A 14610-nucleotide genomic window follows, 5' to 3' on the forward strand; every position below is an offset into this window, starting at 1 on the left:
GAAAACTGCTCAGATGGTGAGCACTTTGGGGCGCAGGATCGTCATCGTCACCGATCGAGGGAAGGAACTACCCATGCTGCGAGGACCGGCCACCGTCAACTTCTGGGTCGACGACCCGGAGGCAGCCAAGCAGTGGTACGCCGAACTCCTTGGCGTCGAGCCCTACTTCGAGCGCCCGGGCAACGGACAGCCGGCCGCCTACTACGAGTTCAGGGTCGGCGACTACCAGTCCGAACTCGGCCTCATCGACCGGCGGTACGCCCCACCGGGCGCGGCTGTCGCACCCGGTGGGGCGATCCTGCACTGGCATGTCGACGACGTCCAGGCCGCCCTGGACCGGCTGCTGTCCATGGGGGCGGTACCCTACCAGCCGCTCACCGAGTACGGCCCCGGATTCGTCACCGCATCCGTGATCGACCCCTTCGGCAACGTGCTGGGCATCATGTACAACCGGCACTACCTGGAGGTTCTGGGGCGATGATGCACTTCGAGGACGCCGCCGGGTGGGAGTCGTGGCTGGCCGACCACCACGAGACCCGGGCCGAGGCCTGGCTGAAGATCGCCAAGAAGGGTTCGGCCGCTGTCTCGGTCACGTCCGAGCAGGCGTTGGAGGTCTCGCTGTGTCATGGCTGGATCGACAGCCACCGCAGGTCGTACGACGAGCACTTCTTCCTCCAGCGGTATTCGCCCCGCCGCAAGGGCAGCCCCTGGTCGCAGGTCAACGTCGAACGGGTGGAGAAGCTGACCGCTGCTGGGCGGATGCGGCCCGCTGGCCTCGTCCAGGTCGCCGCGGCCCAGTCGGACGGCCGCTGGGCGGCGGCCTACACGGCCCAGCGCAACGCCACCGTGCCGCCCGACCTGGCCGAGGCGTTGGCGACCCACCCGCAGGCCGCCAACGCCTTCGACGCGCTCGACAAGACCGGCCGTTATCGGGTGATCCTGCCGCTGTTGAAGGCCCGGACTCCGGCCGGACGGGCGGCACGCCTGCACAAGGCGATCTCCGACCTATTGAGCCCATGACGGTCGGTCCTCGCGGGGACGGTGATTGGTTACTGCTGTCGTATGGGCGACTCCACTGTGCGGGCGGGCACGTCGGCGACCGTACCTAGGATGTCGGGATGATCAACCAGCCGCTTCGCCTTACGGTCCTCGGCTGCGCGACGCCGTATCCGAGCGTCGACAACCCGTGCTCCGGCTATCTGTTGTCCAGCGGCGACACCCACGTCTGGGTGGACGCCGGCACCGGCACGCTGGGCCAGCTGCAACGGCACGTCCGACTCGACGAGCTGGCCGCGATCTGGATCTCCCATCTGCATGCCGACCACAGTGCGGACCTGCTCACCGCGTACTACGGCGCGTTGTTCGCGGACATCCAGCTGGCCGCGCCGATCCCGCTCTACGGCCCGCCGGGCATCGCCGATCGGCTGGCGCACTTCCTCACCAACACGACGCTCCGTAGCCCGATCGAATCCGCCTTCGCCATCACTGAGTTGCATGACGGGCACCGGGTGGAGGTCGGCCCGCTCACCCTGACCAGCCAGGCAGTGTCGCACGGCATTCCGGCCTTCGCGCTGCGTGTCGCGGTTGCCGGCCGCTCATTGGTCTACTCCGGTGATACGGCACCGTGCGACAGCCTTACCCGGCTGGCCGACGGAGGTGACGTGCTGCTGTGTGAGGCCGAGAGCGCCCAGGTGCCCGCTGAGGGTGAGCAGGTGCACCACACGCCGGAGGACGCCGGTGACACGGCCAGCGCAGCTGGGGTTGGCCGTTTGATCGTCACGCATGTCGGCCGGTTCCTCAGCCCGCAAGAGGCGGTGGCGCGGGCCTCGACCCGGTTCGACGGGCCGGTCGATTACGCCGCCCCCGGTGCCACCTTCGAAATCGACCAGGCGTCACGTACGCGTCGTCGTGGCGGGTTTGAGACCACCGGAGCGTGTCAATTGATCGATTGCTCAGGGGTGAGTGCTTCGGCCGATGGCGAGCTACCGGCGGTCGGTCATGTGGTTGGGCGAGCGGTGCGGGCGCCGGCGATGCGGGCGGGAGATACAGTCGATCACTGTGGCGACCGTTCAACTTGATTCGCGCCGTACGGCGCTTGTCCTCATTGACCTGATGCCGAGGATCATCGCGCTACCGACCGAGCCGTACTCGGGAACGGAGGTCCTGACCCGATGTCTGACGCTGGCGACGGCGGTCCGTGCGGCTGGCGGCCTCGTGGTGTTCGTACGGGTCGAGCGACCCGGGGTCGAGGAGCAGCCACCGGGCAGTGAGCTGGCCCCCGAGTGTGCGCCCGAGTCGGGCGACGTGCAGATCGTCAAGCACACCCTGGGCGCGTTCCACCAGACCGGCTTGGACGACGTCCTGCGTTCGCGGGGCGTGCAGACCGTCGTGCTCGGCGGCCTGGTCACCAACTTCGGCGTCGAGTCGACCGGTCGGGTCGCCGATGAGCACGACTACTCCGTGGTGTTCGTGTCCGACGCGATGGCGGGCCTGCACGGGCATGCCCATGAGTTCGCGGTGGACTACGTCTTTCCGCGACTTGGCGCGGTATGTACCAGCGACGAGTTGCTGGGTGTGCTGGGCTGAAGCCGACTTGCCGGCTGACTAGGTTAGGCTCGCCTAATCCCGCCTTTCCGAGGAGTCGCCCGATGACTGTTCCCACGCGCGAGATCAAGCTGGTCCGGCACGACCTCACCCCACGGCTGCTGGAGGTCGCCCGGGTCACCCGGATCACCCCGCGCATGGCCCGGGTGACCCTGACCGGCGAGGCGCTCGACGGGTTTGCGTATGCCGCACCGGAAGACCACGTGAAGGTGTTCTTTCCGGCGCCGGGTGAGCAGTTGCCGGTCATGCCGATCCTCGGCCCGAACGGGATCGTCCCGACGCCGGCCGGGCAGCCGCTGCCAATCTTCCGGGACTACACCGTCCGTTACGTCCGACCGCAACAGCGGGAGCTGGACATCGACTTCGCCCTGCACGGGCACGGTCCGGGCGGTACCTGGGCCGCCCAGGTCAAGCCCGGCGACAAGGTCGGGGTGCTCGGCCCGCGCGGCTCCCACCTCAACCCGATGAACTTCGACTGGTACCTGCTGGCCGGTGACGAGACCGCGCTGCCGGCGATTGGTGCCTGGCTGGAGCAACTACCGACCGGGGTTGCGGCGTACGTCTTCATCGAGGTGGCCGACCAGGCGGAGGAGCAGCCACTGCCGACGGCGGCCGACGCGACTGTCGTGTGGCTGCACCGCGACGGCGCCGACGGTCGTAACCTGCTCGACGAGGCGATTCGCGACATCCAACTCCCCGGCGGCGACGGGTACGTCTGGGTGGCCGGTGAAGCCGGCAACCTGAAGTCGATCCGCCGGTACCTGCGCGGGCTCGGTCTGCCCCGGGACTGGGTGGACGTCGACGGCTACTGGAAGCGTGGTGTGGTCAACCTCGACCACCACGCGGCCGACGAAGACGAGTGATTAGCCCGCCGGCCGAGGCGGGTCGGTGGGTCCAGCCAGGCGGCGTCACGGCATAGCCGTACGCCGCCTTTGGTTTGCCCGGGAACGGGTCTGCTCGGGAACGGGTCTACTCGGGAACGGGTCTACTCGGGAACGGGTCTACCCGGAGCTGTCTGGAGGGAGAAGGACACGCACCTCTCCTACCCCAACGTATACCGCACCGGGGGGCTTGCGGCAAGACCCGGGTGGTGCCGCAGAATCGTCGGCCGAGGCCAGAACCTGCGGAAAAGGGGGAGTTGCGAGGTGCATGTGCTGTTGTCGACCTATGGGCCCCGCGAGGACGTCGAGCCGCTGGTGGCATTTACGGCGTGGTTACGGCAAACCCTGGCGATCTGAGCCGAAGCCGGCCACGCGGCCCGCGTTGCCGTAGGAGCGCCCTCACGATCCCCAGATTCGTCACGGTCCGCAATTGAACATTTCTCCCTGCGTATGCGGCAAGTGATTCCAGATCGGAGCTCATCCCGTGAATCCAGTGACCAACAGCGTTTTCGATCTTCCTGAACGGCTTCGTGGAAAGGCCGACCCGGCGCTGATCGCTCGGGACGAGCAGCACTTCGCGGCCATCGCGGAAAACCTTGAACAGGTGCGGGCCGACCTGTCCGACCGCCTTGCCGCCGCGCGCAAGGCACGCGGCGGTGTGGGCCAGCAGGCGATGGACCGGGACGACGAGATCCGCCGGCTGACCGCTCGGTTGCGCACCCTGCGCCGTTTCGATGCGGACCTGTGCCTGGGACGGATGGTCGACATGGACAACCCCGAGCCCGTGTACGTCGGACGACGCGGCCTCACGGACAGCTCGGGCCGTCGGCTGTTGCTCGACTGGCGTTCCCCGGCGGCGGCACCGTTCTTCGGCGCGACCCATGCCAACCCGATGGGGCTGGCGAGCCGCCGCCGATATCGCTGGACCCGTGGCCGGATCAGCGACTACTGGGACGAGGTGTTCACCCCGGATGGGCTCGACGGGCACGCCGCGCTCGACGACCAGTCCGCCTTCATCGCCAGCCTGGGCAGCAGTCGGTCGACCCGGATGCGGGATGTGCTCGCCACCATTCAGGCCGACCAGGACGCCATCATCAGAGCGGGGTCCCGGGGCGCTCTGGTCGTCGACGGTGGGCCGGGTACGGGAAAGACCGTGGTCGCGTTGCACCGCACCGCGTATCTGCTCTACGCCGATCCGCGCCTCGGTCACCGCCGGGGCGGTGTGTTGTTCGTCGGCCCGCACCAGCCCTACCTGTCCTACGTCGCCGACGTCCTGCCCAGCCTCGGTGAGGAGGATGTGCAGACCTGCACCCTGCGAGACCTCGTACCCGAGGGGGCCGCCGCGACCATCGAGACCGACCCGGATGTCGCCCGCCTGAAGGCGTCTGCGGACCTGGTGCAGGCGATCGAGACGGCGGTCAGGTTCTACGAGGAGCTGCCCACCAAGGGAATGACGGTTCCGGTCGACGATGTCGACATCCGGCTGAGCGTCGCCGACTGGGCCGAGGCGTTCGAGGCGCCAGATCCCGGCACCCCGCACAACGAGGCGCGTGCCGAGATCTGGGAGGAACTGCTCACGATCCTGACGAACAAACATGACGGCGACGAACCGGACGGCCTGGTTCGCCGGTCGCTACTGCGAAACACCGAGCTGCGTACAGCCTTCAACCGCGCGTGGCCGCTGCTGGCGGCGGCCGACCTCGTCGGAGACCTCTGGTCGGTCCCCGCCTACCTGCGTAAGTGTGCGTCCTGGCTCAGCCCGGACGAGGTCCGCAAACTACAGCGCACCGATGCCCGGGCCTGGACGGTCTCGGACCTGCCGTTGTTGGACGCGGCACGGCAGCGGATCGGCGACCCGGAGGCGTCCCGGCGGAAGCTTCGACACGATGCCGCCATCGTCGTCAAGCGCGAGCAGATGACCAGGGTCGTCGAGGACCTGCTGGAGGCCGAGTACGACAACGAAGGCGCGATGATCATGCTGCACGGACAGGACCTGCGGGATGCCCTGGTCGACGAGTCCGCTCTGCCGGGTGCTGACCCGGACCTGCTCGCCGGGCCGTTCGCGCACATCGTCGTGGACGAGGCGCAGGAACTGACCGACGCCGAGTGGCAGATGTTGTTGCTTCGTTGCCCGTCCCGGAGTTTCACCATTGTTGGAGACCGTGCCCAAGCCAGGCACGGGTTCACGGAGTCGTGGCGGGAACGGTTGGCGCGGATCGGGTTCGATCGGATCAACCTGGCCTCGCTGAGCATCAACTACCGGACGCCGGCCGAGGTCATGGCGGCGGCCGAGCCGGTCATCCGGGCCGTACTGCCGGACGCCAACGTGCCGACCTCCATCCGTAGCAGCGACCTTCCCGTCGTACACGGGTCTGTTTCGGAGCGGGACTCGATTCTCGACGCCTGGCTCGCCGCGCACGCCGACGGGATCGCCTGCGTCATCGGCGATCCCGGGTTCCGGGCGACGTCCCGGGTCCAGTCGCTGACCCCGGAGCTGTCGAAGGGGCTCGAGTTCGACCTGGTCGTCCTCGTTGACCCGGAGTCGTTTGGCGAGGGGATCGAAGGAGCGGTCGACCGCTATGTGGCGATGACCCGGGCGACCCAGCAACTCGTCATCCTCACCAGCTCCTGACGCCCACCGAGACAGTGGCACCGCTGCCCGGACGGCTTGCCCCAGCCGTCCGGGACAGCGGCCGGCCACGTGCTTGCGACCGGGTTCGACATCGACGGCGAGTAGACGAGTCAGGGGCGGGTCGCGTGGACCAGCCAGGCGGTGCTGCGTAACCGGACGCCGTCGTCGGTCAGGAATGGACGGGCGGCGGCGGTGAGCGCCACGCGCGCCGATTCGACGACGGCAGCGTCCGCCCGGTCGAAGTAGTCCCGGAAGGCGCCCCACTGGAGGGCGAACGCCGCCGCCGACTCGGCATCCCGTCCCAGGGGGATCGTCGTCTCGACGTCGGTCACACTGATGTCCCGGTAGCCGGCCCGGTTGAGCACGTCGTCGATGTGTCCGGGGTCCGCGAGGGAGAGCACACCGGTTGCCGCGGGCGGCTCGCCCATCGCCGCCGCGAGGACCGTGGGCAGGTCGTTTCGTTGTGGCGGCCCGACGGTCACGAAGGCCAGCCGGCCACCGGGTCGCAGCGCCCGACCGATGTTGCGGAACGCCGCGACCGGATCGGCGAAGAACATGACCCCGAACCGGCTGATCGCCACGTCGAACGCGTCGGTCGGGAACGGGTGGCGCTGGGCGTCGCCCGTCTCGAACGTCACGTTGGCGACACCCTCGGCTGCGGCGAACGCGCGTGCCTGGACCAGCATCGGCCCGACCACGTCGTTGCCGACGACCCGGCCGGATACGGCCCGGCGGGCGGCCAGCAACGTCGTGCGGCCGTAGCCGCAGCCGATGTCGAGTACGCGGTCGTGCTCGCCGATGGCGGCAGCGGTGAACAGGTGTTCGTCGAATCCGCCGCTGACCACCTCGTAGCGGTCGGCGTCCTCGGCCCGGTCGAGCAGGGGAAGTGTCATCTCTGCCTTTCTCGTCGTCTCGTGGCCGCCGGTCACGGGGTGGCAGCCGGGCGTGGTGTGGCAGCCGGGCGTGGTGTGGCTGCTGCCGGTCAGGTCGTGGCTGCCGGTCGCGGTGCGCGTGCGGCCAGCGTCAGGAGTTCGTCGACCGACCATTGGTCGTAGACGTGTTCGCCGTATCGGTGGGCGACGATGCGACCGTCGCTGGCGATGAGGAAGTCGGCGGGCAGGCCGAGCCGTCCGCCGGGCTGGGTGCCGGCCGGCAGGCGTTCCCGTCGGCGGGCGACCGCCCAGGTGCTACGCAGGATCGACCGCGCGATGGGCAGCCATGCCCGGGGGCTGAGCAGCGCCCGGGGCGCGGACTCCACGCCGAACTCCCGGTACAGCCGCTTGTCCGGGTCGGCGATGACGGCGAACGGCAGGTCGGGGGTGTGTTCACGTAGTTCGTCGGCGGGGGAGTGGAACACGACGACCTCGCGGATCCCGGCCGCCTCGATCTCGTCGTGTCGTCGTACCACGGACCGTAGGTGCAGGTTGCAGACCGGGCAGCCGGCGAAGCGGCGGAACTGGAGGTGGATCAGGCGGTCGGGGGCCGGTACGGGGATCGGCGGTCCGACGACGGGGGTGAGGTCACGGGCGGGGATGGTCGAGCCGGCGTCGAGCCTTCCTCGGGTTACGGGCATGTGCACCTCCTCGTAGGCGTACAAGGTACGCCTACGAGTGTAGGTGTATGTCGTACGCTGTCAACCGTCATGCCCAGACCACGCTCACTCAGCACCGATCAGCTCGGCGCCGCCGCCCTGGCCGTCATCGACCGCGACGGGCTCGCCGCGCTGACCATGCGCACCGTCGCGGCTGAACTCCGTATGAGCACGATGGCGCTCTACCGCTACGTCGCAGACCGGGAGGAGCTGACAGGGCTGGTCGTGGAGCAGGTGCTCGGAGCCGTCGACACCACCGCCCCCTCCGCCGAACTGCCCTGGACGGAACAGGTCCGGACCATGGTCGAGCGCATCCGTGTCGCGGTGGCGGCCCACCCGGCGGTCGTACCGCTCACGCCCCTGCACCGGCACCGGTCGATGAGCATCCTGCGGTGGACCGAGACGGTGCTCGGCATCCTGACCGAAGCCGGTATCGACGGGCCGCACCGGGTCGTCGCCCTGCGTGCCCTGCTCAGCTACGTCAATGGTGCGGTCCAGCTCGAACACCTCGGCCCGCTCTCCGGGGCGGGCACCGTTGCCATGTCAGAACTGCCCCGAGCAGACTTCCCGCTCTTGGCGGAGACAGCGCGGCACGCCCGACAGGTCGGACCCGAGGAGGAGTTCACCGCCGGACTCGACATCCTGCTACACGGCCTGACCAGGTCGATTCGCTGACTCAGCGTACGAACCAACGGCGGGTCGAGGTGGCGGAGACCGGTCAGGCGGACCTTTCGTGGTGCCTGCGGCTGGGCCCGGATTGGTGGCGCGGCACCAGGGTCGGGTTGACGTTGCCCAGCACGGTGTAGCGGTCGACCACGACTCGGGCCACGTCGTCCCGGCTGGGCACCTCGTACATCACGTTGAGCAGGATCTCCTCGAGGATGGCGCGGGTCGCTCGGGCACCGGTGCGGCGTAGTAGCGCCTGTTCGGCGATGGCGGCTACGGCATCTTCGGTGAACTCCAACTCCACCCCGTCGAGTTGGAGGAGCTTCTGATACTGCCGGATCAGTGCGTTGCGTGGCTCGGTGATGATCCGCATCAACGCCCTCCGGTCCAGGGGTGCGACGGTCGCCACCACCGGGAGTCGCCCGACGAACTCCGGGATCAGCCCGAAGGTCAGCAGGTCCTCGGGCGCGACCCCGACAAGCGCGTTCTGTGGCTCACGGGCGTGTCCGGAGCGGACCGTGGAGCCGAATCCGACAGTGCGCCGGTCCGTCCGTTGCGCGATGATCCGTTCCAGACCGTCGAACGCCCCGCCGACGATGAACAACACGTTCGTCGTGTCGAGTTGGATGAACTCCTGGTCGGGGTGCTTGCGTCCACCCTGTGGCGGGACGCTGGCGGTCGTACCCTCAAGGATCTTCAACAGTGCCTGTTGGACCCCCTCGCCGGAGACGTCCCGGGTGATCGACGGATTGTTGCCCTTGCGGGCGAGTTTGTCGATCTCGTCGATGTAGATGATGCCGGTTTCCGCCCGCCTGACGTCGTATTCGGCCGCCTGGATCAGCCTGAGCAGGATGTTCTCGACGTCTTCGCCAACATAGCCGGCCTCGGTGAGCGCGGTGGCATCAGCGATCGCGAACGGTACGTTGAGCAGGCGGGCCAGCGTCTGGGCCAGATGGGTCTTGCCGCAGCCGGTCGGGCCGATCAGAAGGACGTTCGACTTTCCCAGTTCGACCGGCTGCGTCGGCACGGCGCGCTGGCAGTCTCCGCCCGCACGGATGCGCTTGTAGTGGTTGTAGACCGCCACGGAAAGCGCCATCTTGGCCTGCTCCTGGCCGACGACGTACTGCTCGAGGAAGTCGTAGATCTCCCGTGGTTTCGGTAACTCCGGCAGCACATCCTCGGACGCGCCCGGCTCCTCCTCTTCGATGAGTTCGGTGCACATCTCGACACACTCGTCGCAGATGTAGACCCCGGCCGGGCCGGCGATGAGTCGCCTGACCTGCTGCTGACCCTTGCCGCAGAACGAGCACAGCAGCAGGTTGCCGCCGGCGCCGATTCGTACCATTTGGAAAGCTTCCCCTCGACGACGGGCGGATGTGACGGTGGTCGGGCGGGCAGCGGTCAGTAGGACACGGGCAGTGAGGTCAGCCGCCACGTGCCCGGGTCGAGATCACGTCGCACGTCGTCCGGGGCGGCGGCCAGCGTCAGGTTGGGGAAGCGACGCAGTAGTGCGGTGAGTGCGACCTCGGTCTGCACCCGGGCCAGCGCGGCCCCGAGGCAGAAGTGTGGGCCGTGGGCATAGCCGAGGTGTGCCGCCGGGCCGGCGGGGCGGGTGACGTCGAGCCGGTCCGGATTGGTGAAGACACGTGGATCGCGGTTGACGGCGGCGATAGCGGCGGTGACAGGCTCGCCCTTGCGGATCGGTACGCCGTGCAGGTCGATGTCCTCTTGGGCGTAGCGGGGAAAGGTCAACAGTTGCGGCCCGGACCAGCGGGTCAGTTCCTCCACCGCGGCGGGCATCAGGTGGGGGTCGGCGCGCAGGGCGGCGAGCTGGTCGGGATGGGTGAGCAGGGTGTCCACGGCGTTGGCGATGAGGTTGGCCGGGGTCTGCCCGCCGAGGACCAGCTGCCAGACGAAGGTGACCAGTTCGGTGTCGCTGAGCTTGTCGCCGTCTTCGGCCTGGGTGCGGATGAGATCGGAGATCACGTCGCGGGTGCCGGGTTCGGCCCGTCGCTGGGTGACCGCTGCCTTGGCATCGGCCACGATGCACGGTATCGCCTCGACCACTTGCCTGCCCTGCCCGGCTGTGACGGCGGCACCGTACTTGCGCCACTGCTGGCGATCGGCTTCGGGGATGCCGACCAGTTCGCTGATCACGTCGATTGGCAGCAGTTGGGCGAAGTGTCGCAGCAGGTCGACCTTGCCGTTCTCCGCATGGTCGGGAAGGTCGTCGAGGAGGTGTTCGACGATCGACTCGATCCGGGGGCGGAACTCGGCGGCGCGGCGGGCGGTGAACGCGGGGGAGACCAGGCGGCGCAGCCGAGTGTGTTCCGGACCTTCCATTTCCTGCATGGTCCGCATGTAGGGCCGGCAATGTTCGGGTATGTCGATCCGCTGGTAGGTGTTGGCAGTGAGGGCGAACCGCGGGTCGCTGAGCATCACGCGGGCGGCCTCGTGTCGGGTGATCGTCCACATCGGGCCGGATCTGGGTGCCACGATCCGGGCCACCGGCGATTGTTCCCGGGCCTTGCCGTAGGCAGTGAACGGGTCACGCAGGACCTCGGGGTCGGTCAGGTGGATCTCGGGAAGGTCGAGGGCGGGCTGTGAAGCGTCGGTCATGACTGCTCCAATTTCGGATGCTCTAACCAGATGGTCTCATCATATACATGGTGGCGGTATCTTGAACGGACGTAGACGGCGACGTGCGGAACGGGGAGGACCATGGGGCGGCTCACCAGGGCGGAGATGCAGGAGCGCAACCGTGCCAGGGTGTTGGTCGCCGCCCGGGACGAGTTCACCGAGCGTGGCTTTCGGGACGCCAAGATCGACAACATTGCCGAGCGGGCCGAACTGACCCGGGGAGCCGTCTACTCCAACTTTCCCGGCAAGCGGGCCCTCTACTTTTCGGTCCTGGTCGATGACGCCGAGCGGATGTCCGAGTTGTTAACTTCCGAGGCGTCGGAGCCGGGTGACACCCCCGGCGCGGCACTCGCCGCATTCGCCCGCGCCTGGCTGGCCCGGCTGCCGCTGGCCACCGACGCCCAGCCCGGCCCCGCCCGCCTCGGTGTGGACCTGATTCCAGAGGTCATCGCCGATGTGCGTACCCGCATCCCGTTCGCGGAGTTGACGAGGCTGAACGCCATTCTGCTCGGTCTCGCATTGGAGCGATTGCCCCCATGCTCCAAGGGCGCTTCGCGTCGGGTGGGGGTGGCCGAGACGGCGCTTACCACCCTGCACGGTGCCAGCCAGCTGGCTGCCGCCGCTCCCGGCTTCGTCGAGCCGTTCAACGTCATCAGCGCCTGTGCGCAGTTGGCCGATCTCGACCTCGGTGACCGGTGGCAGCCGGCACACCTGCCGCACATCTCCCCGGCGCGACCCGTCGATGAGTTGTGGTCGCCACCGTCCGCGACGGATGCGGTGCGGGGTGAACCCGTGTCGCTGGCCGGCGACGGCGTGGTCGCGATCCTCGGGCTGCACCGGCTGGGCGCCATCGAGGAGGCGGTGCGCGCCGCGCCGGCCGGCAGCGACGTCACCGCCGTGCTCGTCACCAGTGCCCCCGAGGAGTTGGCGCCGTTGGCCCGGCTGGTCGTCGCGGACTTTCGCACCTGCCTGCGGCAGGCGTTCCCGCCGTCGGCCTGGCCCCGGCTGCGGGTCGTCCACGACGAGTCGGGCAGGTTGGCCGCTGCGGCCGGGGTCGCCGCCGTCAGTGACGTCACCGAGACCGCCATACGCGTCGAGGCGGGGCGGATCGTCGCCCGCGCCGATGGCTTCGGCGCCTGCCATGCGGCGGCGTCGACCGACGGGCATGCGTCGGGTCAGCCGGCCCAGGTATAGCCGTAGCCGGTGGTGTCGAGCTAGTGTCCTGCGCCAGAAATTCGCCTACAAAATCGTGCGAGTGATTCGAGGATCTCTTCGGCGGTCTTGGTCCAGATGAAGGGGCGTGGATTGCTGTTCCAGTCGGTGATCCACGCCCGGATGTCCGCCTCAAGGGACCGGACGCTCTTGTGCGCGCCACGACGGATCTTTTGTTCGGTGAGGTAGCCGAACCAGCGTTCGACCTGGTTGAGCCAGGACGAGCCGGTCGGGGTGAAGTGCATGTGGAAGCGGGGGTGTCTGGCGAGCCAGGCCCGGATGGCCGGGGTCTTGTGGGTGCCGTAGTTGTCGCAGATCAGGTGGATGTCGAGGTCGGCGGGCACGGTCTTGTCGATCGCGGTCAGGAACTTCTGGAACTCGGTGGCGCGGTGCTGGCGGTGGAGTTGGCCGATCACGGTGCCGTCGGCGACGTTGAACGCGGCGAACAGGCTGGTGATGCCGTTACGGACGTAGTCGTGGGTGCGGCGTTCCGGCATGCCGGGCATCATCGGCAGTACCGGCTGGGAGCGGTCCAAGGCCTGGATCTGGGATTTCTCGTCGACGCACAGCACCACGGCCCGTTCCGGCGGGTTGTGGTACAGGCCGACCACGTCAACGACCTTCTCCATGAACTGCGGATCGGTGGACAGTTTGAACGTGTCCGCCCGGTGTGGCTTGAGGCCGAAGTCCCGCCAGATTCGCCCGATGGTGGACTTCGACAGCCCGGATCGCTCGGCCATTGACGTGCGGGACCAGTGCGTGGCGTTGCGTGGTACCTGCTCCAGAGTCGCGACCACCACCTGTTCCACCTGGTCCAGGCTGATCGACGGCGGGCGGCCCGGCCGTTGCTCGTCGATAAGGCCGTCGAGCCGCAGCTTCAGGAACCGCCGCCGCCACTTACCCACAGTGGACAGATGGACACCCAGCTCCGTCGCCACGTCGACGTTCGAGGCGCCCTCGGCACACGCCAGGATGATCCGTGACCGCATCGCCAGAACCTGCGACGACTTCGCCCGCCGTGACCAGCGCGTCAACGTCGCCCGCTCTTCGTCCGTCAGCGTCAACGGTGGGGTCGGACGCCCGGTTCTTGGCATCCTCGTAGCCTACACCCACTTATAAGGCGAATTTCTGGCGCAGGACACTAGTGCCGTGACCACGAACGTTCAGAGTGTCGGGGTCAGGCTGCGCGGGTGGCGGGTTGGCCCCATTTTCGTTGTCGTTCGCTGCGAATGCGGGCGCGTTCGCGGCGTTGGGCTGCCAGGACGTCGGGATGGCGGGCGTTGGCGTTGCGCCAGCGCAGGTAGGTCTGCAGCCGGCGTGTGAGGACGGTGTGGTTGGGGTGGTTCGAGCCGGCGATGACGAAGGTGCGTAGCGGCCCGAACTGGGCCTCGATCGGGTTGGCCCAGGAGGCGTAGGTCGGAGTGAAGCACAACTCGACCTTGTTCCGGGCTGCCCACCTGCGAATTTTGAGGCCTTTGTGTGCGGACAGGTTGTCCAGGATCACGTAGATCGGTGCCCCGTCCGGACGGGCGGCGCGGATCGACTTGAGTGCGGCGAGGGTGTTCACGGCACTCTTGCGGCATCGGACGACGCCCCAGAGTTGGTCGTCACCGATGCTGTAGCAGCCGTGGAACTGCCGGACGCCGTGCAGTTTGTGATAGTTCGCGGGCAGCCGGTGTGGGTGTCGGGCCGGTGCCCACCCGGCGCCGGCCTGCGGGCGGATCGTGAGGGGCCCGAACTCGTCGAACGCGAACACCCGTTGTGGGAAGTGGCTGCTCACGTACTCGATCCGGGCGAGTTTGGTGTCCCGGTCAGGGTCGGTGGATTCCTTCCACGTTTTTGTCCGCTGGAAGGTGATCTTCTGCTGGTGCAGGATCTGCCGCAGCCGCAGCCGCAGCCGCAGCCGCTCCCGCCCGATACGGATCGGGCGGGCAGTATGTGAGCCCAGGTAGTCGGCGAGCTTACGCACACTCCAGCGGGTGAACGGTTTCCCCAGTTTCTCGGGGCGGGTGTTGGCCGTCTCGACGATGAACGCTTGATCGTCAGGACTGATCTGGCGGGGACGGCCACCCGCCCACTGAGGGTCCAGGCTGGCCATCCCCATCTCGTTGAACCGGTGGATGACCTGCCGGATCGTGTCCTCGTCGGCTTGGACGAGGCGGGCGATCGCCGGCACCGTGTTCCCGCCGGCCGAGGCGAGCACGACCATCGCCCGCCGTAGTCGGATCGCTGAACCGGTTCCCCGGCGAGTAATTCTGAGCAGCTGCTGACCCTCCTGGTCACTGAGCCGCCGCACACGTACAGGATCTGCCACCGCCACAGCCTGACCGCCACGACGCCGCCCAGCCGACAGGCCGGACGGCGTGTCACCCAACACCGCGAAC

Annotated in this window: 13 protein-coding genes and 1 pseudogene; 8 read left to right on the forward strand and 6 right to left on the reverse strand. The window is 68.2% G+C overall.

Going from position 1 to position 14610, the window contains the following annotated elements; genetic code table 11:
* Positions 1-73 precede the first annotated feature (73 nt).
* The 6 genes and pseudogenes from FHR38_RS27950 (at position 74) to helR (ending at position 6117) form a co-directional block, all read left to right on the forward strand.
* The gene (locus tag FHR38_RS27950; RefSeq protein WP_184537801.1) at positions 74-481 is read left to right on the forward strand and encodes a VOC family protein; all 408 of its coding nucleotides are present in this window, start codon (positions 74-76) and stop codon (positions 479-481) included.
* Entirely contained in the window at positions 478-1020 is a 543-nt protein-coding gene (locus FHR38_RS27955; protein WP_184537803.1) for a YdeI/OmpD-associated family protein, read from the forward strand. Before FHR38_RS27950 ends, FHR38_RS27955 begins: the two co-directional genes overlap by 4 nt.
* A gap of 98 nt (positions 1021-1118) precedes the next feature.
* Positions 1119-1886 (forward strand): annotated as a pseudogene (locus FHR38_RS27960) (MBL fold metallo-hydrolase); the annotation flags it as partial.
* A 172-nt stretch (positions 1887-2058) separates the two neighbouring features.
* Complete coding sequence (locus FHR38_RS27965) at positions 2059-2586, forward strand: isochorismatase family protein (RefSeq protein WP_312882448.1); 528 nt, start codon at positions 2059-2061, stop codon at positions 2584-2586.
* Positions 2587-2648: 62 nt separating this feature from the next.
* Positions 2649-3467 carry a siderophore-interacting protein gene (locus tag FHR38_RS27970; RefSeq protein WP_184537807.1) on the forward strand — a complete coding sequence of 273 codons (819 nt, stop codon included), beginning with the start codon at positions 2649-2651 and terminating at the stop codon, positions 3465-3467.
* 511 nt (positions 3468-3978) lie between these two features.
* Positions 3979-6117 (forward strand): RNA polymerase recycling motor ATPase HelR, encoded by a 2139-nt coding sequence (gene helR, locus FHR38_RS27975; RefSeq protein WP_312882449.1) that lies wholly within the window; start codon positions 3979-3981, stop codon positions 6115-6117.
* Between the two features lie 110 nt (positions 6118-6227).
* On the opposite strand, the gene FHR38_RS27980 is transcribed toward helR, so the two are convergent.
* Together FHR38_RS27980 and FHR38_RS27985 are read right to left on the reverse strand one after the other, a co-directional pair.
* Entirely contained in the window at positions 6228-7010 is a 783-nt protein-coding gene (locus tag FHR38_RS27980) for a class I SAM-dependent methyltransferase (RefSeq protein WP_184537811.1), read from the reverse strand.
* Between the two features lie 89 nt (positions 7011-7099).
* Positions 7100-7690: a peroxiredoxin-like family protein gene (locus tag FHR38_RS27985; RefSeq protein ID WP_184537814.1), complete on the reverse strand. Its 591-nt coding sequence runs from the start codon at positions 7688-7690 to the stop codon at positions 7100-7102.
* A 69-nt stretch (positions 7691-7759) separates the two neighbouring features.
* Between FHR38_RS27985 and FHR38_RS27990 the strand changes: the two genes are divergently transcribed.
* Entirely contained in the window at positions 7760-8383 is a 624-nt protein-coding gene (locus FHR38_RS27990; protein WP_184537816.1) for a TetR/AcrR family transcriptional regulator, read from the forward strand.
* A 43-nt stretch (positions 8384-8426) separates the two neighbouring features.
* Here the strand turns inward: FHR38_RS27990 and clpX are convergent, their stop codons facing one another.
* Both clpX and FHR38_RS28000 read right to left on the reverse strand, forming a co-directional pair.
* Positions 8427-9719 carry an ATP-dependent Clp protease ATP-binding subunit ClpX gene (clpX, locus tag FHR38_RS27995; RefSeq protein WP_184537817.1) on the reverse strand — a complete coding sequence of 431 codons (1293 nt, stop codon included), beginning with the start codon at positions 9717-9719 and terminating at the stop codon, positions 8427-8429.
* Between the two features lie 56 nt (positions 9720-9775).
* Complete coding sequence (locus tag FHR38_RS28000) at positions 9776-10993, reverse strand: cytochrome P450 family protein (protein WP_184537819.1); 1218 nt, start codon at positions 10991-10993, stop codon at positions 9776-9778.
* 102 nt (positions 10994-11095) lie between these two features.
* Between FHR38_RS28000 and FHR38_RS28005 the strand changes: the two genes are divergently transcribed.
* Entirely contained in the window at positions 11096-12208 is a 1113-nt protein-coding gene (locus FHR38_RS28005) for a TetR/AcrR family transcriptional regulator (RefSeq protein WP_184537821.1), read from the forward strand.
* A 20-nt stretch (positions 12209-12228) separates the two neighbouring features.
* Here the strand turns inward: FHR38_RS28005 and FHR38_RS28010 are convergent, their stop codons facing one another.
* A complete protein-coding gene (locus FHR38_RS28010; protein ID WP_184536062.1) occupies positions 12229-13320 on the reverse strand; it encodes an IS630 family transposase in 1092 nt (363 codons plus the stop codon).
* A gap of 83 nt (positions 13321-13403) precedes the next feature.
* Positions 13404-14540, reverse strand: coding sequence for an IS630 family transposase (locus FHR38_RS28015; protein WP_312882451.1), 1137 nt, complete (start codon positions 14538-14540; stop codon positions 13404-13406).
* Between the last annotated feature and the right edge of the window lie 70 nt (positions 14541-14610).

The sequence above is a fragment of the Micromonospora polyrhachis genome, assembly GCF_014203835.1.
Classification (GTDB): domain Bacteria; phylum Actinomycetota; class Actinomycetes; order Mycobacteriales; family Micromonosporaceae; genus Micromonospora_H; species Micromonospora_H polyrhachis.

What these genes read in the sequence shown, in the direction of transcription:
- FHR38_RS27950 (WP_184537801.1), top strand. Translation starts at nt 74, where the DNA reads ATGCTGCGAGGACCGGCCACCGTCAACTTCTGGGTCGACGACCCGGAG.
- FHR38_RS27955 (WP_184537803.1), top strand. Translation starts at nt 478, where the DNA reads ATGATGCACTTCGAGGACGCCGCCGGGTGGGAGTCGTGGCTGGCCGAC.
- FHR38_RS27970 (WP_184537807.1), top strand. Translation starts at nt 2,649, where the DNA reads ATGACTGTTCCCACGCGCGAGATCAAGCTGGTCCGGCACGACCTCACC.
- FHR38_RS27980 (WP_184537811.1), bottom strand. Translation starts at nt 7,010, where the DNA reads ATGACACTTCCCCTGCTCGACCGGGCCGAGGACGCCGACCGCTACGAG.
- FHR38_RS27985 (WP_184537814.1), bottom strand. Translation starts at nt 7,690, where the DNA reads ATGCCCGTAACCCGAGGAAGGCTCGACGCCGGCTCGACCATCCCCGCC.
- FHR38_RS27990 (WP_184537816.1), top strand. Translation starts at nt 7,760, where the DNA reads ATGCCCAGACCACGCTCACTCAGCACCGATCAGCTCGGCGCCGCCGCC.
- clpX (WP_184537817.1), bottom strand. Translation starts at nt 9,719, where the DNA reads ATGGTACGAATCGGCGCCGGCGGCAACCTGCTGCTGTGCTCGTTCTGC.
- FHR38_RS28000 (WP_184537819.1), bottom strand. Translation starts at nt 10,993, where the DNA reads ATGACCGACGCTTCACAGCCCGCCCTCGACCTTCCCGAGATCCACCTG.
- FHR38_RS28005 (WP_184537821.1), top strand. Translation starts at nt 11,096, where the DNA reads ATGGGGCGGCTCACCAGGGCGGAGATGCAGGAGCGCAACCGTGCCAGG.
- FHR38_RS28010 (WP_184536062.1), bottom strand. Translation starts at nt 13,320, where the DNA reads ATGCCAAGAACCGGGCGTCCGACCCCACCGTTGACGCTGACGGACGAA.